The sequence below is a fragment of the Streptomyces sp. STAM6 genome, from assembly GCF_054963715.1.
The window spans coordinates 26778-43702 of sequence record NZ_JBUEFZ010000030.1 but is presented as its reverse complement, the minus strand read 5'-3'; the positions used below and the strand labels follow the sequence as shown (position 1 = coordinate 43702).

General features: G+C 73.2%; 17 protein-coding genes, 1 pseudogene and 1 riboswitch. Of the genes and pseudogenes, 4 read left to right on the top strand and 14 right to left on the bottom strand.

Features of this window, described 5'->3' with window-relative positions; all coding sequences use genetic code 11:
* Positions 1-109 precede the first annotated feature (109 nt).
* Both ACY34K_RS26865 and ACY34K_RS26860 read left to right on the top strand, forming a co-directional pair.
* On the top strand, positions 110-1300 hold the full coding sequence (locus tag ACY34K_RS26865) for a zinc-dependent alcohol dehydrogenase (protein ID WP_462751526.1): 1191 nt from the start codon (positions 110-112) through the stop codon (positions 1298-1300).
* Between the two features lie 39 nt (positions 1301-1339).
* Entirely contained in the window at positions 1340-2788 is a 1449-nt protein-coding gene (locus tag ACY34K_RS26860) for a carboxylesterase/lipase family protein (RefSeq protein ID WP_462751524.1), read from the top strand.
* 108 nt (positions 2789-2896) lie between these two features.
* Here ACY34K_RS26860 and ACY34K_RS26855 read toward each other — a convergent pair whose 3' ends face one another.
* A complete protein-coding gene (locus tag ACY34K_RS26855) occupies positions 2897-3274 on the bottom strand; it encodes an ArsR/SmtB family transcription factor (RefSeq protein ID WP_462751522.1) in 378 nt (125 codons plus the stop codon).
* A gap of 119 nt (positions 3275-3393) precedes the next feature.
* On the opposite strand from ACY34K_RS26855, the pseudogene ACY34K_RS26850 reads away from it, so the two are divergent.
* Positions 3394-5149 (top strand): annotated as a pseudogene (locus ACY34K_RS26850) (heavy metal translocating P-type ATPase).
* A gap of 10 nt (positions 5150-5159) precedes the next feature.
* Here ACY34K_RS26850 and ACY34K_RS26845 read toward each other — a convergent pair.
* Genes ACY34K_RS26845 through ACY34K_RS26830 form a run of 4 tightly spaced genes read right to left on the bottom strand, consistent with a single transcriptional unit; the run spans position 5160 to position 9193 of the window.
* Positions 5160-6347, bottom strand: coding sequence for a GTP-binding protein (locus ACY34K_RS26845; protein WP_462751520.1), 1188 nt, complete (start codon positions 6345-6347; stop codon positions 5160-5162).
* Positions 6344-6523 carry a 50S ribosomal protein L32 gene (gene rpmF, locus ACY34K_RS26840; protein WP_462751518.1) on the bottom strand — a complete coding sequence of 60 codons (180 nt, stop codon included), beginning with the start codon at positions 6521-6523 and terminating at the stop codon, positions 6344-6346. The genes ACY34K_RS26845 and rpmF overlap by 4 nt, the downstream gene beginning before the upstream one ends.
* Before the next feature lie 58 nt (positions 6524-6581).
* Positions 6582-7136, bottom strand: coding sequence for a PadR family transcriptional regulator (locus ACY34K_RS26835; protein WP_462751516.1), 555 nt, complete (start codon positions 7134-7136; stop codon positions 6582-6584).
* Positions 7137-7159: 23 nt separating this feature from the next.
* Positions 7160-9193, bottom strand: a complete 2034-nt coding sequence (locus tag ACY34K_RS26830) for an oxidoreductase (RefSeq protein ID WP_462751514.1) — start codon at positions 9191-9193, stop codon at positions 7160-7162.
* Positions 9194-9416: 223 nt separating this feature from the next.
* Here ACY34K_RS26830 and ACY34K_RS26825 point away from each other — a divergent pair, with 223 nt between their 5' ends.
* Positions 9417-10280, top strand: coding sequence for an MBL fold metallo-hydrolase (locus ACY34K_RS26825; protein WP_462751512.1), 864 nt, complete (start codon positions 9417-9419; stop codon positions 10278-10280).
* Positions 10281-10597: 317 nt separating this feature from the next.
* Here the strand turns inward: ACY34K_RS26825 and ACY34K_RS26820 are convergent, their stop codons facing one another.
* From ACY34K_RS26820 to ACY34K_RS26780, 9 genes are all read right to left on the bottom strand, one after another.
* The gene (locus ACY34K_RS26820) at positions 10598-11443 is read right to left on the bottom strand and encodes an energy-coupling factor ABC transporter ATP-binding protein (RefSeq protein ID WP_462751510.1); all 846 of its coding nucleotides are present in this window, start codon (positions 11441-11443) and stop codon (positions 10598-10600) included.
* Entirely contained in the window at positions 11440-12189 is a 750-nt protein-coding gene (gene cbiQ / locus ACY34K_RS26815; RefSeq protein ID WP_462751508.1) for a cobalt ECF transporter T component CbiQ, read from the bottom strand. Before cbiQ ends, ACY34K_RS26820 begins: the two co-directional genes overlap by 4 nt.
* 6 nt (positions 12190-12195) lie before the next feature.
* On the bottom strand, positions 12196-12573 hold the full coding sequence (locus tag ACY34K_RS26810) for an energy-coupling factor ABC transporter substrate-binding protein (protein ID WP_462751506.1): 378 nt from the start codon (positions 12571-12573) through the stop codon (positions 12196-12198).
* Positions 12573-13271, bottom strand: a complete 699-nt coding sequence (locus ACY34K_RS26805; RefSeq protein WP_462751504.1) for an energy-coupling factor ABC transporter permease — start codon at positions 13269-13271, stop codon at positions 12573-12575. Before ACY34K_RS26805 ends, ACY34K_RS26810 begins: the two co-directional genes overlap by 1 nt.
* A gap of 29 nt (positions 13272-13300) precedes the next feature.
* Positions 13301-13493, bottom strand: a riboswitch (cobalamin riboswitch).
* Positions 13494-13571: 78 nt separating this feature from the next.
* Complete coding sequence (locus tag ACY34K_RS26800) at positions 13572-13976, bottom strand: PTS-dependent dihydroxyacetone kinase phosphotransferase subunit DhaM (RefSeq protein ID WP_462751502.1); 405 nt, start codon at positions 13974-13976, stop codon at positions 13572-13574.
* Entirely contained in the window at positions 13976-14575 is a 600-nt protein-coding gene (dhaL, locus tag ACY34K_RS26795) for a dihydroxyacetone kinase subunit DhaL (protein WP_462751603.1), read from the bottom strand. Before dhaL ends, ACY34K_RS26800 begins: the two co-directional genes overlap by 1 nt.
* 5 nt (positions 14576-14580) lie before the next feature.
* On the bottom strand, positions 14581-15573 hold the full coding sequence (gene dhaK / locus ACY34K_RS26790; RefSeq protein ID WP_462751500.1) for a dihydroxyacetone kinase subunit DhaK: 993 nt from the start codon (positions 15571-15573) through the stop codon (positions 14581-14583).
* A 138-nt stretch (positions 15574-15711) separates the two neighbouring features.
* Positions 15712-16407: a hypothetical protein gene (locus ACY34K_RS26785; RefSeq protein ID WP_462751498.1), complete on the bottom strand. Its 696-nt coding sequence runs from the start codon at positions 16405-16407 to the stop codon at positions 15712-15714.
* A 168-nt stretch (positions 16408-16575) separates the two neighbouring features.
* Entirely contained in the window at positions 16576-16896 is a 321-nt protein-coding gene (locus tag ACY34K_RS26780) for a hypothetical protein (RefSeq protein ID WP_462751496.1), read from the bottom strand.
* Between the last annotated feature and the right edge of the window lie 29 nt (positions 16897-16925).

Sequence of the window (16925 nt, the reverse complement as noted above, 5' to 3'; positions counted from 1 at the left end):
AAGGGCCTCCCCGGTTCCGCCGCCCACTCTGGCCGAAACGGATTCACCTCCGGCACCCCCGGGTACCCGGCCCGCGCCCCCCACAGGAACCGGTGAAAGGGACAGCGCGATGAGGGCCGTGACATGGCAGGGCAAGCGGGATGTGCGCGTGGAAACAGTGCCCGACCCGGTGATCGAGGAGCCGACGGACGCGATCATCAAGGTCACCTCCACCGGCCTGTGCGGGTCGGACCTGCATCTGTACGAGGTCTTCACCCCGTTCATGAACGCCGGTGACATCCTCGGCCACGAACCGATGGGCATCGTCGAGGAGGTCGGCGCCGCGGTGACCGGACTGGAGACCGGCGACCGGGTCGTGGTCCCCTTCCAGATCGCCTGCGGGCACTGCTGGATGTGCACGGCCGGCCTGACCACCCAGTGCGAGATCACCCAGGTCGCGGAGGAGGGCATGGGTGCGGCCCTCTTCGGCTACTCCCGGCTGTACGGCGCCGTGCCCGGTGGCCAGGCCGAGTACCTGCGCGTCCCGCAGGCCCAGTTCGGCCCCATCAAGGTCCCCGACGGCCCGCCGGACGACCGCTACCTGTACCTCTCCGACGTCCTGCCGACCGCCTGGCAGGCCGTGCAGTACGCCGACATCCCCCCGGGCGGCTCGGTCGCCGTCCTCGGCCTGGGCCCGATCGGCGACATGGCCTGCCGCATCGCCCTCCACCAGGGTGCCGCCCAGGTCATCGGTGTCGACCTGGTGCCCGAACGCCTGGGCCGCGCCGCCGCCCGCGGTGTCGAGGTCTTCGACCTGACCGCCTTCGGTGACCAGGACGAGCTCGCCGACGCCGTCCGTGAGCTCACCCGGGGTCGCGGGCCCGACGCCGTCATCGACGCGGTCGGCACCGAGGCCCACGGCAGCCCGGTCGCCCGCACGCAGCAGCAGGCCGCCGGACTGCTGCCCAGGGCCTGGGCGGCCCGCCTCACCCAGAAGGCCGGCGTCGACCGGTTGGCCGCCCTCCACCTCGCCGTCGCCCTGGTCCGGCGCGGCGGCACCATCTCCCTCAGCGGGGTGTACGGCGGCGCCGCCGACCCCCTGCCGATGCGGACGCTGTTCGACAAGCAGATCCAGCTCCGGATGGGCCAGGCCAACGTCCGCCGCTGGACCGACGACATCCTGCCCCTGCTCACCGACGAGGACCCGCTCGGCGTGGACGACTTCGCCACGCACCACCTGCCGCTGGCCGACGCCCCGCACGCGTACAAGATGTTCCAGCACAAGGACGACGGCGTGGTGAAGGTCGTCATGCGGCCCTGACGCGCCGGCCGGGCGGGCCCCGTACCGTACGGTGAGCCGATGGACCCGGTGATCACTACCGTGTACGGCGCCGTGCGCGGCCGTACCGAGGCGGACGGCGTCGCCGTCTTCCGAGGCATCCCCTACGCGGCCGCCCCCTACGGCGAGAACCGCTTCCGCGCCCCCGTCCGGCCGAAGCCCTGGGAAGGCGTACGGGATGCCGGCGTGTTCGGTCCCACACCTCCCAAGCCGCCCTACACGCCCGCGTACGCCGCCCTGCTCGCCGACCCCGTCGTGCCCGGCCGGGACATCCTCAACCTCAACGTGTGGACCCCCGAACCGGCCCCGGGGGCCGACCTCCCGGTCATGGTGTGGATCCACGGCGGCGCGCTCACCCGCGGCACCTCCGCCGCCCCCGTCTACGACGGCCGGGCCTTCGCCCGTGACGGGATCGTGCTGGTCTCCCTCAACTACCGCCTCGGTATCGAGGGTTTCGGACTCTTCCCCGACGCACCCGCCAACCTCGGACTGCGCGACCAGATCGCCGCACTGGAGTGGGTGCGCGACAACATCGCGGCCTTCGGCGGCGACCCCCGGCGCGTCACCGTCTTCGGCGAGTCCGCCGGGGCCATCAGCATCGGTGCCCTGCTCACCAGCCCGCCCGCCCAAGGCCTGTTCCGGCGGGCGGTGCTGCAGTCCGGCGCGCCCGAGGCCCTGCCCCGAGAGCGGCTGCGCCGCACCACCCGCAGGATCGCCGCACGGCTGAACGTCCCCGCCACCGCGCGGGCGCTCGCCGACGTCCCCCCGGCCCGGCTGCTCGCCGCCCAGCACTCGGCCACCCGGCTCGCCGGCCCGCTCACCGGCGGCGCGGCTTTCGGCCTCGTCGTCGACGGGGACGTGCTGACGCGCGACCCGGCCGAGGCGCTCACCGGCGGCGCCGACCCGGAGCTGGAGCTGCTGCTGGGCACCACGACCGAGGAGTACCGGCTGTGGCTGGTCCCCAACGGCCTGCTGCCGCGCGTCGACCGCCTGGGCCCGCTCCTGGAGACCGTCGCCCGCCGCAGATACGGCTGCGGCCCCGAGGTGTTCGCGGCGTACCGGCGCGGCCGTCCGGGGGCGACCCGCGCCGAGATCCTCGGCCTGATCGCCACCGACGCGCTGCTGCGGCTGCCGCTGCTCCGGCTCGCCGACGGCCACCCCGGCAGGTCCTACGTCTACGAGTTCGGCTGGCGGTCCGGGGTGCCCGGACTGGGCGCCTGCCACGCCCTGGAGGTCGGCTTCGTCTTCGACACCCTGGACCGGCCGGAGGCCCGTACCCTGAGCGGACCGAACCCGCCGCAGCCCCTGGCCGACGCCATGCACGCCGCGTGGGTGCGGTTCGCGAAGACCGGCGGACCCGGCTGGCCCGCCTGGGACGCGAGCCGACCGGTCATGACCTACGACGCCGGGGGCGCCACCGTCGTCCACGCGCCGCGCGAGGAGGAACGGCTGCTGTGGCCCGGTGCCTGAGCACCGGTCGGACCGCGGCCCTCCCCGCGGTCGCCGCCGCAGCTCCGCCGTCGCGGCGGCGGGCGCGGGTGAGCACGCAGGTCACGGCGGCACCACCGGATCGTCGCTCTACGACTGCCCGCTGTCACCCGCCGGTTGAGGGAGATCGCGCGCGCCGAGTCTGAGGTGCTCGATGTGGTAGACGGCCTCGTCCAGGAGTTGGGCGACATGGTTGTCGTAGAGGCTGTACTCGATCCGCCGGCCCTGGCGCGTACCGGTGACGAGGCCCAGCGTCCGCAGCAGGCGCAGCTGGTGGGAGACGGCGGACTGCTCCATCGACACCGACTCGGCCAGCTCGGTCACGCCGCAGGGGCTCTGCCGCAGCCGGGTGAGGATCATCAGCCGGGACGGCGTGGCGAGGGCCTGGAGGGTGGCGGCGATCGTGGCGGCGGCGTCCGCGTCGAGGCGGGCCGCGGGGGTCGTCTCACCGTTCACACCATGTCCCATGCAGGTCATCGTAACGGGATGTGCACCCGCACAGATGAAGAGCTCTTCATGTGTTCCGCTATGGTGTGGGTGCCGGCCGTTCCTGCCCGTGCCCCCTGCCCGTGATGAGGTGTGCCCCGATGTCCTCCCCGGTGGCTTCCGCCGAGGCGTCCCCGGACGACGCCCCCACCGCCGTACCGCCCGCCGCCGGCCCCGCCCCCGCGCGGCGCACCGGACCGTTCGCGCTGCCCGAGGTCCGCTGGGCCGCGCTGTCGGCCCTCGCCTTCCTCGCCGCGCTCCCGCTCGATCTGGCCGGCGCCCCCGCCTGGGCGTGGGGCCCGCTGTACGCCGTGTGCTACGCCGCCGGGGGCTGGGAGCCCGGTTGGGCGGGGCTCCGGGCGCTGCGAGGGAAGTCCCTCGACGTCGACCTGCTGATGGTGGTCGCCGCGGTCGGTGCCGCCGCCATCGGACAGTTCCTGGACGGCGGACTGCTGATCGTGATCTTCGCCGTGTCGGGGGCGCTGGAGGCCCTCGCGACCCGCCGCACCGCCGACTCGGTCCGCGGCCTGCTGGACCTCGCCCCCGCCCGGGCCGTGCGCCTCACCGGCGACGCCGAGGAAGCGGTCGACGTCGCCGAGCTGCGGGCCGGGGACACCGTCCTCGTGCGCCCGGGGGAGCGGTTGCCGGCCGACGGCACGGTCCTCGACGGCGCGAGCGACGTCGACCAGGCGCGCGCTGTTCGCCGTGCCCCTCGCGTTCGGCGCCGACTTCACCGGGACGCTGCTCCGCGCCATGACCTTCATGATCGTGGCTTCCCCCTGCGCGGTGGTCCTCGCCACGATGCCGCCCCTGCTCTCCGCGATCGCCAACGCCGGCCGGCACGGGGTGCTGGTCAAGTCGGCCGTGGTGATGGAGCGGCTGGGCCAGGTGGACCGGGTCGCGCTGGACAAGACCGGCACGCTCACCGAGGGCGCGCCACGCCTCGCGGACGTCCGGCTCGTGACCGACTCCATGACCGGGCCGGAGGTCCTGTCCCTGGCCGCCGCGGCCGAGGTTTCCAGCGAACACCCCCTGGCACGTGCGATCGTGGCCGCCGCCCGTGACCGCGGCCTGCCGGTGCCGACGGCGGAGGAGTTCAGCTCCGCCCCCGGCCGCGGCGTGCGGGCCCTGGTCGGCGGCCGCGAGGTCACCGTCGGCCGCCCGGCGGAACCGGCCGCCCTCGGGGAAGCCCCCGCGGGCCGGCGGGCCGACGCGGTCCGGGACGTCGAGGCGGCGGGGCGGACCGCTGTCGTGGTCACGGTCGACGGTGCCGCCGTCGCCGTCCTCGGGATCGCCGACCGGCTGCGTGCCGGCGCCCCCGAAGCGGTCGCCGCACTCGCCCGTCTCAGCGGCACCGCACCGACGCTGCTGACCGGAGACAACGAGGCGGCGGCGCGGCACATCGCCGGGGAGACCGGTGTCACCGATGTGCGTGCCGGGCTGCTGCCCGAGGACAAGGTGGCGGCGGTGCGGGAGTGGGAGCGGGCGGGGAAGCGCACCCTCGTCGTCGGCGACGGTGTCAACGACGCCCCGGCGCTGGCCGCCGCACACAGCGGGATCGCGATGGGCCGGGCCGGCTCCGACCTGGCCCTGGAGACCGCCGACGCCGTGGTCGTACGCGACGAACTGGCCGCCGTCCCGGCCGTGGTGGCGCTTTCCCGGCGGGCCCGCCGGCTCGTCGTGCAGAACCTGGTGATCGCCGGTGTCTGCATCGGCGCCCTGGTGATCTGGGACCTGGCCGGGCACCTGCCGCTGCCGCTCGGCGTCGCGGGCCACGAGGGCTCCACGGTCCTCGTCGGCCTCAACGGGCTGCGGCTGCTGCGGGAGTCGGCGTGGCGCAAGGCCGCACTGGCGTGAGGCCCGTTCCTCAGGCCGCCGGTTCGTGCTCGCAGACGTCGTCGGCGGCGTGCACGTCCCAGGCCGGGAAGGGATCGGCCCACGGGCCGGTCTCCTCGCCGCTCACCAGGCAGGCGTCCAGCGCCCGGTGCAGGGCCTCGGCGCACAGGCCGGTGCCGATGAAGACCAGCTCCTGGCCCCGGCCTTGGTCCTGGTCACCGGGCTCACGGACGCCGGACGGCTCGAACCGGGCGACGGCTCCGGCCTGGGACCACAGACCCGTCACCCGGTCCCGCCCGGCCAGCCGGAAGAACCCCTTGGAGCGCAGCACCTGTCCGTACGCCCCGCTGTCCAGTCCCTCGGTGACGAACGTCCACAGGCGTCCGGGGTGGAAAGGGCGGTCGGCCCGGTAGACGGTGGAGGAGATGCCGTACTCCTCGGTCTCCGGAACATGGTCGCCGTTGAGCTCCATGACCCAGCCGGGCGCCTGCTGGGCGCGCTCCAGGTCGAACAGGCCGGTGCCGAGGATCTCGGCGGGATCCACCCGGCCGCGCTCGGCGGTCAGCACGCGCGCAGCCGGGTTGAGCCGGGTGAGCGCGGCCGTCAGCCGTACCACGTCCGCCCGCGTGACCAGATCGAGCTTGTTCACGACGATCACGTCGGCGAACTCGATCTGGTCCATCAGCAGGTCGCTCACCGTCCGCTCGTCGTCCTCGTACTGGTCGAGGCCGCGCGCGGTGAGTTCGTCACCGCCCGCCAGCTCGGGCAGGAAGTTCACCGCGTCGACGACCGTGACCATGGTGTCCAGCCGGGCCAGGTCGCCGAGGGTGGCGCCGTCGTCGCGGGGGAAGGCGAAGGTGGCGGCCACCGGCATCGGCTCGGAGATGCCGCTGGACTCGATGAGCAGGTGGTCGAAGCGGCCCTCGCGGGCGAGGCGGTCGACCTCCTCCAGCAGGTCGTCCCGCAGAGTGCAGCAGATGCATCCATTGGTCATCTCGACCAGACGCTCCTCGGTGCGCGAGAGAGCCGCCTCACCGCCGCGCACGAGGGCGGCGTCGATGTTGACCTCACTCATGTCGTTGACGATCACGGCGACCCGCAGGCCTTCCCGGTTGCCCAGGACGTGGTTGAGCAGGGTCGTCTTGCCGGCGCCGAGGAAGCCGGAGAGGACCGTGACCGGGAGGCGCCGGTCGCCGGCGGTCGCCGTGGCCGTCGTCATCGCGCTCGGCCCTCCAGGCGGATCAGACCGCGCTCGTACGCCTTCACCAGGCGCTGCGGCACGTGGTGGACGGTGCCGTCGATCGTGAGGGGCACCAGCTGGGGGGTGCTCGCCTTCCACTGGGCGCGGCGGTGGCGGGTGTTGGAGCGGGACATCTTCCGCTTGGGTACGGCCATGACTCTTCGGACCTCCGTCGTCGTCGGTGGCCGCCACGCTATATGAAAATGATTGCCATTAGCAATCGCGGGGGCGGCGGCCGAGCCGCTCGAACTCCGCGAGAGCCTCCGTCAGCCAGGCCGTCCAGAACCGTTCCAGCTCGATGCCCCCACGCAGCACCAGATGCCGCAGCCGGTCCGCCTCGGTGTCCCGCTCCGGCGGGAACTGCCGCTCCTCCATCCCCAGGTACTCCTCCAACTGCGCCCGGTGCAGGGAGAGATGGCGCCGCAGCTCGTCCTCGAACCCCTCGGTGCCGACCACCGCCGCCGCGCGCAACCGCAGCAGCAGCGCGTCCCGGATGGGCTTGGGGTCCTCGCTGCGGCGGACCCATTCGGTCAGCTCCGCGCGGCCCGCGGGCAGGACTTCGTACTCCTTCTTCTGCCCGCGGGCCGGCACCTGGGCCGGCAGGGCGCGGATGTGCCCCGCCTGTTCGAGTTTCCCCAGCTCGCGATAGATCTGCTGATGGGTGGCCGACCAGAAGTAGCCGATCGACCGGTCGAAGCGCCGGGTCAGTTCCAGACCCGAGGACGGCTTCTCGAGCAGAGCGGTGAGGATCGCGTGCGGGAGTGACATGACCGCATCCTAGAGACGGGCCGTCACAGGGTGGCCGCCAGCCGCGTGCCCTGGTCGATGGCGCGCTTGGCGTCCAGCTCCGCCGCCACGTCGGCGCCTCCGATCAGGTGCACCGAACGCCCCGCCGCGAGCAGCTCGTCGTACAGCTCCCGCCGCGGCTCCTGACCGGTGCACAGCACGACCGTGTCGGCCGGGACGGTGTGCGCCTCGCCGCCGACCGTGATGTGCAGGCCCTCGTCGTCGATCCGCTCGTACGTGGCGCCCGCGACCATGGTCACACCACGGTGCTTGAGCTCGGTGCGGTGGATCCAGCCCGTCGTCTTGCCGAGACCCGCGCCGACCTTGGACGTCTTGCGCTGGAGCAGGTGCACCTGGCGCCGCGGCTTCGGGCGCTCGGGCGCGCGCAGCCCGCCGCGCTCGCCGTACGACGTGTCGACGCCCCACTGGCGGAAGTAGGTCTCCGCGTCCTGGCTCGCGCCCTCGCCGCCGTCGGTGAGGAACTCGGCGACGTCGAAGCCGATGCCGCCCGCACCGACGATCGCCACGCGCTCACCGACCGGGGCCCCGTCGCGGAGCACGTCCAGGTAGCTGACCGCCTTCGGGTGGTCGACGCCCTCGATCTCCGGGATGCGGGGCGTGACGCCCGTCGCCACCACGACCTCGTCGTAGCCGGTCAGCAGCTCGGCCGTGGCGTAGGTGTCGAGCCTGACCTCCACGCCGTGCTGATCGAGCTGGGTGCGGAAGTAGCGCAGCGTCTCGTCGAACTCCTCCTTGCCCGGTACGCGCTTGGCGATGTTGAGCTGACCGCCGATCTCCCCGGCCGCGTCGAACAGCGTGACGTCGTGGCCGCGCTCGGCGGCCGAGACCGCGCAGGCCAGCCCGGCCGGTCCGGCCCCGACGACAGCGATCCGCTTGCGCAGACGGGTGGGGGAGAGGACCAGCTCGGTCTCGTGGCAGGCCCGCGGGTTGACCAGGCATGAGGTGAGCTTGCCGCTGAAGGTGTGGTCCAGGCAGGCCTGGTTGCAGCCGATGCAGGTGTTGATGGCCTCGGGCCGGTTGTCGCGGGCCTTGGCCACGAAGTCGGGGTCGGCGAGGAAGGGCCGGGCCATCGACACCATGTCGGCGCGCCCCTCGGCCAGGATCCGCTCGGCGACCTCGGGGGTGTTGATGCGGTTGCTGGTGATCAGCGGCACCGACACCGCGCCCATCAGCCGCTCGGTGACCCAGGTGTACGCGCCGCGCGGGACGGAGGTGGCGATGGTCGGGATGCGGGCCTCGTGCCAGCCGATCCCGGTGTTGATGAGTGTCGCGCCCGCCGCCTCGATCTCCTTGGCGAGGGCGACCACCTCGTCCAGCGTCGAACCGCCCGGGACCAGGTCCAGCATGGAGAGCCGGTAGATGAGGATGAAGTCCGGCCCGACCCGCTCGCGCGTGCGGCGGACGATCTCCAGCGGGAAGCGCACCCGGTTCTCGTAGGACCCGCCCCACCGGTCCTCGCGCCGGTTGGTCGCCGCCGCGATGAACTCGTTGATCAGATAGCCCTCGGAGCCCATGATCTCGACGCCGTCGTACCCTGCGGACTTGGCGAGCTCCGCGGCCCGCACATAGTCCTCGATCGTCTGCTCGACCTCCTCGTCGCCGAGCGCGTGCGGGACGAAGGGGCTGATGGGCGCCTGCAGCGCACTGGGGGCGACCAGGTCCTGGTGGTAGGCGTACCGGCCGAAGTGCAGGATCTGCATGGCGATCCGTCCGCCGGCGGCGTGCACGGCGTCGGTCACGACGCGGTGCTTCGCCGCCTCCTCCTCGGTGGTGAGCTTGGCCCCGCCCTCGTAGGGGCGGCCCGCCTCGTTCGGCGCGATTCCGCCGGTCACCATGAGGCCGACGCCGCCGCGGGCGCGCGCGGCGTAGAAGGCGGCCATGCGCTCGAAGCCGTTCTCGGCCTCCTCCAGCCCGATGTGCATCGATCCCATGAGCACCCGGTTGGGCAGGGTCGTGAAGCCGAGGTCCAGGGGGCTCAGCAGATGCGGGTACGGGGTGGGGGTCGGGGACGGGGTCATGGGGCGCCTCCTCGCGCGGTGTCGTCCCCCAGTTCTAGACGACGCAGGCAGCCTTATGCAACAAGTTGCACAATGCTTCGGGCGTGAGCTGCGCTACGCCCTGAGGAAGCCCACCATGGAGGAGGAAGCCCACCATGGAGGAGAGGGAGGCGCCGCGGCGTGCGCCGCGGCCTGTGGCCGGCGGCCGCGATCTGTCAACCCCGGGGGGCATCGGAGTTCCGCCATGACCATTCAGAAGGCGGGCCGTGACGTCACGGTCCTGGCCGACAGCATCGAGGTCCCCGGAATCGGCTTCCTGCCGGTCAACGCGTTCGTCCTGCACGCCCAGGAACCGGTGGTCGTGGACACCGGCCTCAGCCTGCCGGACCGCAACTTCCTGGAAACGGTCGGCTCGGCGATCGATCCCGTCGACGTGCGCTGGATCTGGCTGACCCACCCCGACCGCGACCACACCGGCGGCATCTTCGCGCTGCTGGAGGCGGCGCCGCAGGCCCGGGTCGTCACCACGTTCCTCGGTGCCGGGATCATGTCCACCGAGCGGCCGCTGCCCCTGGACCGCGTCTTCATGCTCAACCCCGGCCAGTCGCTGGACGTCGGCGACCGCACGCTCGCCGCCTTCCGGCCGCCGCTCTTCGACAACCCCGCCACGGTGGGCTTCTACGACGACCGGTCCCGCACCTGCTTCAGCTCGGACTGCTTCGGCGCGCCCATGCCCAGCGCGGACCTCGCCGACGGCGGCGACGCCGGCGGGCTCGTCGCGGAGCAGCTGAGGGCGGCGCAACTGGTGTGGGCCGCGGTCGACAGCCCCTGGGTGCACAACGTGGACGTCGACAAGTACCTCGCCACCGTCCAGCCGCTGCGGGACATGGACGCGGAGGTCGTCCTCAGCACGCACCTGCCGCCGGCCACCGGACTCGCGCAGCGGATGATCGACACGATCAGTGGCGCGCCCGGGGCCGATCCCTTCGTCGGCCCCGACCAGGAGGCGCTGCAGCGGCTGCTCGCCGGCCTCGAGCCGGGCGGCCCGCCCGCGGCCCCGTCCGACGCCCCGACCACCGGTGTTCCGGCCCCGGGTTCCCCGACCTGATCCCGCTCCCGGGACGCCGGGGCTCCGAGCCGGGTGACGCCGTACCCTTGCCGGCGCCACCGCTCGCCGACGCGTACCGTCCACCGCCTCCGAGGCCTACCGCGTCCCGCCGACGCCCGCGAGTCCCGGAGGCGTACCGCCTCATGCCCACGCGCGCCGGTCTCGCAGGCGTACCGCGTCCCGCCGACGCGCGCCGATCTCGCAGGCGTACCGCCTCATGCCGCCGTCCGCCGGTCTCGGAGGCGTACCGCCTCCCGGGCGCGTGCCGGTCGCCGGCCGGCCGGGCCCCCCGACCCGGCCGACCGGGTCCGCCGGGATCACGCCCCGCCGACCGCCGCGGCCCACGCCTCGAGTTCCTCGGGAGTGCGCGGCTCCGCCTCGTGCTCCCCGAGCAGCCCGCGCTCGCGCAGCACCCGCGCCACCGCCATGCCCCACGGCCGGCGCAGCCGCGCCGCGTCCAGCAGGGACCGGTCGGCCAGCAGGTCGGCCACCGGGCCGGTCCGCAGTCCGTCCGGGGACAGCACCGCCGCGTCGTCCGCCCACCGCAGCGCAAGGTCCACGTCGTGGGTGGCCATCACCACCGTGGTGCCGGCCTCCCGCAGCCGGTCCAGCACCTCCAGGAGCCGCTCCTGCCCGTGCGGGTCGAGGCCCGCTGTCGGCTCGTCCAGGATCAGCACCCGCGGCCGCATCGCGACCGCGCCCGCGATCGCCGCCCGCTTGCGCTGCCCGTACGACAGCAGATGCGTGGGGCGGTCCTCCAGCGCCGTGATGTCCAGCGCCTCCAGGGACTCCCGGACCCGGGCGCGCACCTCGTCCTCCGGCAGTCCCAGGTTCATCGGCCCGAACGACACGTCCTGCCCCACCGACGCGGCGAAGAGCTGGTCGTCCGGGTCCTGCACGACGAGCTGCACCGTCGTGCGCAGCCGGGTCAGCCCGGCCCGGTCGTACGTCACGTCCTCGCCCGACAGCCGCAGCCGGCCGCTCCCGCACCGCAGCCCGCCGCTCAGCAGCCGCAGCATGGTCGTCTTGCCGCTGCCGTTACGGCCGAGGAGAGCGATCGAACGCCCCTCGGGCACCGCGAAGTCCACGTCCCGCAGCACGGCCGGCCCGTCTTCGTACGCGTATCCCGCACCGACGAGTTCCACGACGGCGGACGGATTCATGGCAGGAACCTTTCGAGTACGAGAGTGAGGGCCACCAGACCGGTGAACAGCGCCCCGGTGGCGGCGAGGAACCGCCCGGACACCGACGCCTGCGGTACAAGGACGCGCAGTGTCCCGTCGTAGCCGCGGCCGGCCAGCCCCGTCTGGAGCCGGGCCGCGCGGTCGAAGGCCCGGACGAAGGCCGTCGCGCCGAGGCCCGCCAGCGAACGCCACGTCGCGGCGCGGGTGGTCAGCCCGAGGCGTGCCGCCTGTGCCTGCCGGATCCGGGTCACCGCGTCCAGCAGCAGGAAGCTGATCCGGTACATCACGAGCGCGACGTCGACCACCGGGGCCGGCACCCCGGCCCGCACCAGCCGCGGCAGTACGTCCGAGACCGGCGTGGTGAACGCGAACAGCAGCACCCCGAGCGACGCCGCCGACGTACGCAGCAGCAACTGTCCCGCGTGTACCGGCCCGTCCGGCGCGAGCGTCACGAACCCGCCCGCCCCGCCCACCTGGAACAGCAGCGGTACCGCGCCGGTGACACAGAAGCCCAGCGGAATGCGGAACGCCCGCCACAGCTGCCGGCCGCCCACGCCGGCGGGGCCGAGCAGCACGGCCAGGGTGGCGGCCGCGACGAGTACGGCCCCGGGCCACGCCGGCAGGCTGATCGCGCAGATCGTCAGCCCGAAGCCGAGAACCGCTTTTTCGCACGGATGGCGGCGGCGCCAGCGACTGCTGTGCGCCGCCGCGTCGATCGGCAGCACCGGCGGCTACGCGGACGGCTGCCGGTCGGCGGCCACGGGTTCGGCCGCCTCGTCGCTCCGGGCACCGGCCGCCTCGGCGCGCGCCCGGGCCTCGCCCTGCCGGCGGCCACGGCGCAGCCCGAAGTAGTACGCCAGCACCCCGGCGCCGATCGCGGCCTGCAGGGAGAACAGCGCCGACTCGATCTCACCGGACGGCGGCTCGTACAGGGGGCTGAACCAGGGCTCGTAGTCGGGATGCGTCTCGGTGATCGCGGTCTCTGCCTGCCCGTCCGCGCCCGTGAACGGCTCCTCCTTGTGGTCGCCCATGCCCAGGGCGAGCGGCAGGACCGCGAGCGCCGCGACGACGAGCAGCAGCAGCGTATTGATCTTGGCGTTACGGCTCATCAGGCCACGGCCTCCTTCTTCTCGTCCGTGCGGCCGCGCTGGAGCAGCACGCCGAGACGGGTCAGCTCCCCCTTGCTCGACTGGATCAGCAGCCGCATCACCAGCACGGTGAGCAGGCCCTCGCTGACCGCGAGCGGAAGCTGGGTGACCGCGAAGATGCCGCCGAACTTGCCGAGGGCGCCGATGAAACCGCTGCTCGGGTCCGGGAACGCCAGCGCCAGCTGCACGCTGGTCACGCAGTAGGTGGTGATGTCGGCGATGAACGCGCCGAAGAAGACGCTGACCATCAGCGGCACGTCGAACCGCCGCAGGAGCCAGTACACCCCGAAGCCGGCCCAGGGCCCGACGATCGCCATCGAGAAGGCGTTCGCGCCCAGGGTGGTCAGACCGCCGTGCGCCAGCAGCAGCGCCTGGAACAGCAGGGTGATGGTGCCGAGCACCGCCATGATCGGTGGCCGGAAGAGGATGGCGCCCAGTCCCGTGCCCGTGGGGTGCGAGCAACTGCCCGTCACGCTCGGGATCTTCAGGGCCGAAAGGACAAATGTGAAGGCACCGGACGCACCGAGCAGCAGAGTGGACTCAGGGTTGGCCTTGACCTCCCGGGTCAGGGCGCGGACGCCGTGGACGACGAAGGGGGCGGCCGCGACGCTCCAGGCGGCCGCGTGCACAGGGGGGAGATACCCCTCGGCGATATGCATGGTTGGGAGACCCTCTCCAGCACCTCGTGGATGGACAACGCGCCCTGGCCGGTCTCCTGGCTGACGGGTCATGCCGCCGCGACTCCGCCTTCCCGGACCCCACGGTCTCCCGCGGTGGTCCAGTGGCTTCCCGAAGGATGGAGCCGGACTTCCCGATCACAGTGGCGAGGGCCGCACCGGTACCGCACCGGTTTCCCGTACACCAAGGCGGTGTGACATTAGTGCGTTGATCAGGCCATCACAACCCGCGCACCGGCGCACGGCCCCGCTCCACCCCTCGTGGCTGCCGCCCCGGCCGCCTCACTCCTTGCGGTAGCCGTACGCCTCCGAGGCCGCCGTGACCACCGCGTCGAGATCGCCGCCGGCCGACGCCGTGACCACGGCCGCCACCGCTCCCTCGACGAACGGCGCGTCCACCAGCCTTGTGCCGTCGGGGAGTTCGTTCCCCTCCGCCAGGAGCGCCTTCACCGTCAGCACGGCGCTGCCGAGGTCGACCAGCACCGCCACGCCGGCCCCGCCGTCGACCGACGCGGCAGCTTCGGAGATCAGTTCGGAACTGGTGCCGAGCCCGCCGTCCGGCGTGCCGCCGGCGGCCGCCACCGGAGCGGTCGGCCCGGCGCCCGCGAGACCGCGCGCCAGCTCCGCGACCGACGAGGCGACCGCAGCGCTGTGCGACACGAGCACGATCCCGACCGGCGCCCCCATCAGGCCGCCTCCGCCTCGGCCAGTGCCGCGATCAGCAGCGCGGAGGAGGTGGCGCCGGGGTCCCGGTGCCCGATGCTGCGTTCACCGAGATAGCTCGCCCGGCCCTTGCGGGCCTGCATCGGCACGGTCGCCTCCGCCCCCCGCTCGGCCGCCTCCCCGGCCGCGGCGAACGATGCGCCGAGCGCCTCCACGGCCGGCTCCAGCGCGTCCAGCATCGTCTTGTCGCCGGCCGCGGCCCCGCCGAGCTGCGCCACCGCGGCGACCCCGGCCCGCAGCGCGTCGGCCAGTTGCCCGGGCGTGACCTCGGCGGCGTCACCGAGCGCCTTGCCGGTACGCCGCAGCAGTGTCCCGTACAGCGGTCCTGACGCGCCGCCCACCGTCGAGATCAGCTGCCGGCCGGCGAGGATCAGCACCGCGCCCGGGGTCCGCGGCGGCTCCTTGTCCAGTGCCGCGGTCACGGCCGCGAAGCCGCGCTGCAGATTGGTGCCGTGATCGGCGTCACCGATCGCCGAGTCCAGCTCGGTGAGCCGGTCCGCCTCGCGGTCGACGGCCGCCGCCGCCTTCGTCATCCACCGCCGGAAGAAGTCCGCGTCCATCACCGCGATCACCGTCCCCACCGGAGCGCGGCCGTCTGCACCGGCGCGTCCCACAGCCTGAGCAACTCCTCGTCAGCCTGGCACAGGGTGACCGAGCAGCCTGCCATGTCCAGCGACGTCACATAGTTTCCGACGAGCGTACGGGCCGCCATGACACCCCGCTCGCCGAGCACCCGCTGCACCTCGGCGTTGAACCCGTACAGCTCCAGCAGCGGGGTCGCGCCCATACCGTTGACCAGGACCAGCACGGGCCCCCTCGGGTTCAGATCCTCCAGCACGGCGTCCACCGCGAAGTCCGCGATCTCCCGCGACGTCATCATCGCCCGCCGTTCACGCCCCGGCTCGCCATGGATACCGATGCCCAACTCCAGCTCGCCGGGCGGCAGATCGAACGTCGGGCTGCCCTTCGCGGGAGTGGTGACCGCGCTGAGCGCCACGCCGAAACTGCGGGAACTCGCGTTCACCCGACGGGCGATCGCCTCCACGCGCTCCAGCGGCGCCCCCTCCTCGGCGGCCGCGCCGGCGATCTTCTCCACGAACAGCGTCGCCCCGGTGCCACGCCGCCCCGCCGTGTACAGACTGTCGGAGACCGCCACGTCGTCGTCGACGAGCACCTTGGCGATCTGCACACCCTCGTCCTCGGCGAGCTCGGCCGCCATCTCGAAGTTGAGGACGTCCCCGGTGTAGTTCTTCACGACGAACAGCACACCGGACCCGCTGTCCACCGCGGCCGCCGCCCGGACCATCTGGTCGGGAACGGGACTCGTGAAGACCTCACCGGGGCAGGCCGCCGACAGCATTCCCGGCCCGACGAACCCCGCGTGCAGCGGTTCGTGCCCGGAGCCGCCTCCGGACACCAGCGCCACCTTCCCCGCCACGGGCGCGTCCCGCCGCACCACCACCCGGTTCTCCACGTCCACGGTCAGGTCGGGATGCGCGGCCGCGAGCCCGCGCAGCGCGTCCGCGACGACGGTCTCCGGTACGTTGATGAGCATCCTCATGGGTACCTCCTGTGTTCGGACCTGACTCAGTATCGACCGAGGGGCGCCGGCGGTCACGTAGGTGATCACCCATTGGATGAGGCCCCCGCACGGCGGGGGCCTCATATGTGCGCGGAGCGCGGTGCGCGGTGCGGAGGATCAGCTCGTCACGGTGATCCGCTGACTCGGGTCCGTGGTGTCCGTGATCTCGTAGGTGGCCGAGAAGGTGGCCGTCTGATTGCCCGTGGGGCAGAGGAAACCACCGGTCACCGTGGCGGGAACGGGGGCGCCCGCGATCGCCAGGGACGAGGGGGCGCCGTTGGTCCACGTGCCGGAGACCGTCGTCGACCCGGCGGGGGAAGCGGTGATCGTGCAGGCCGCGAGCCCGCTCGTCCTGAGGACGACGCCTCCCTTGGGCATGGTCAGCCCGGCGGTGACCGGATCGCCGGCTTGCGCCGAGATGCTCCAGGAGCCGTTGGTCGCGTTCGACGTGACGGTGACGCCCACCCCGCTGACACTCGTCGTGCAGTTGCTGAAGGTGGGCGGATTGATGGTCGAGCTGACCGGTCCCGAGGCGTTGTGGTTGCCGGGCGCGGCCGGGATCTGGTTGTTGCCGCCCGTGGTGGGCACGGAGGACGAGACCGTGCAGGTCATGGTGGTCGACCCGGACGTGAAGGTGGCCTTGCCGGTGAGCTTGGCGGCGAAGGAGTGCCCGGCCGGGGTGACCGTCGTGGAACCGGCGGCGCCGGAAAGGGCGTTGGCGGCGCCGGTGCCGCCGAGGGTGAACGCGGCCGCGGCCGCCAGTCCGGAAGCCGTCGCGAGAAGGGCGCGCGAGCGCGGGCTGAGCATTGCCATGGGGATCTCCTCGAACAACTGGATTCGATGATGTGGGGGGGTGCGAGGAGGAGCGAAAGTGACTTGAGAGTAGGGCCGGGCCGCAGGGGTGTACAGGCGCCTTTCCGCCAGCGGTGTGATGCGCCGTCAGAAATCGCCGGAACGGCCCGTCGAACCCCGGAGCGGGCGCTACCGAAGCGGGCGGATCCGCATCGCGGTGGGCGTACCGTCACCGAGGTAGTCCGCCAGACAGGTGTAGCGGCCGGGTGCCGACGACGAGAGCAGACCGAGATTGACACACCGGTCGACGGCGAGCGGCGCGCGGTCGATCTCCGAGACGTCGGACCGGTGGTACCCGCCGACGGCTCCCGTCGCGCCGTAGACCCGGGCGGGGTCGTAGCCGGAACCGGTTCGCGCCCGGTCGGTGCCGTGGCGGCCCTTGTCGTAACGGTCGGTGTTGCCCAGCCACCGGCCGCCCTCGCCGGAAAGGAAACTGTCGCCCAGCGCCACGGCGACGGTCGGCCCCGAAGGCGGCGCCG

Bases quoted from the DNA above. Each gene is read 5' to 3' on its own strand.
- ACY34K_RS26865 (WP_462751526.1), top strand. From the start codon at position 110: ATGAGGGCCGTGACATGGCAGGGCAAGCGGGATGTGCGCGTGGAAACA.
- ACY34K_RS26860 (WP_462751524.1), top strand. From the start codon at position 1,340: ATGGACCCGGTGATCACTACCGTGTACGGCGCCGTGCGCGGCCGTACC.
- ACY34K_RS26855 (WP_462751522.1), bottom strand. From the start codon at position 3,274: ATGGGACATGGTGTGAACGGTGAGACGACCCCCGCGGCCCGCCTCGAC.
- ACY34K_RS26845 (WP_462751520.1), bottom strand. From the start codon at position 6,347: ATGACGACGGCCACGGCGACCGCCGGCGACCGGCGCCTCCCGGTCACG.
- rpmF (WP_462751518.1), bottom strand. From the start codon at position 6,523: ATGGCCGTACCCAAGCGGAAGATGTCCCGCTCCAACACCCGCCACCGC.
- ACY34K_RS26835 (WP_462751516.1), bottom strand. From the start codon at position 7,136: ATGTCACTCCCGCACGCGATCCTCACCGCTCTGCTCGAGAAGCCGTCC.
- ACY34K_RS26830 (WP_462751514.1), bottom strand. From the start codon at position 9,193: ATGACCCCGTCCCCGACCCCCACCCCGTACCCGCATCTGCTGAGCCCC.
- ACY34K_RS26825 (WP_462751512.1), top strand. From the start codon at position 9,417: ATGACCATTCAGAAGGCGGGCCGTGACGTCACGGTCCTGGCCGACAGC.
- ACY34K_RS26820 (WP_462751510.1), bottom strand. From the start codon at position 11,443: ATGAATCCGTCCGCCGTCGTGGAACTCGTCGGTGCGGGATACGCGTAC.
- ACY34K_RS26810 (WP_462751506.1), bottom strand. From the start codon at position 12,573: ATGAGCCGTAACGCCAAGATCAATACGCTGCTGCTGCTCGTCGTCGCG.
- ACY34K_RS26805 (WP_462751504.1), bottom strand. From the start codon at position 13,271: ATGCATATCGCCGAGGGGTATCTCCCCCCTGTGCACGCGGCCGCCTGG.
- ACY34K_RS26800 (WP_462751502.1), bottom strand. From the start codon at position 13,976: ATGGGGGCGCCGGTCGGGATCGTGCTCGTGTCGCACAGCGCTGCGGTC.
- dhaK (WP_462751500.1), bottom strand. From the start codon at position 15,573: ATGAGGATGCTCATCAACGTACCGGAGACCGTCGTCGCGGACGCGCTG.
- ACY34K_RS26785 (WP_462751498.1), bottom strand. From the start codon at position 16,407: ATGGCAATGCTCAGCCCGCGCTCGCGCGCCCTTCTCGCGACGGCTTCC.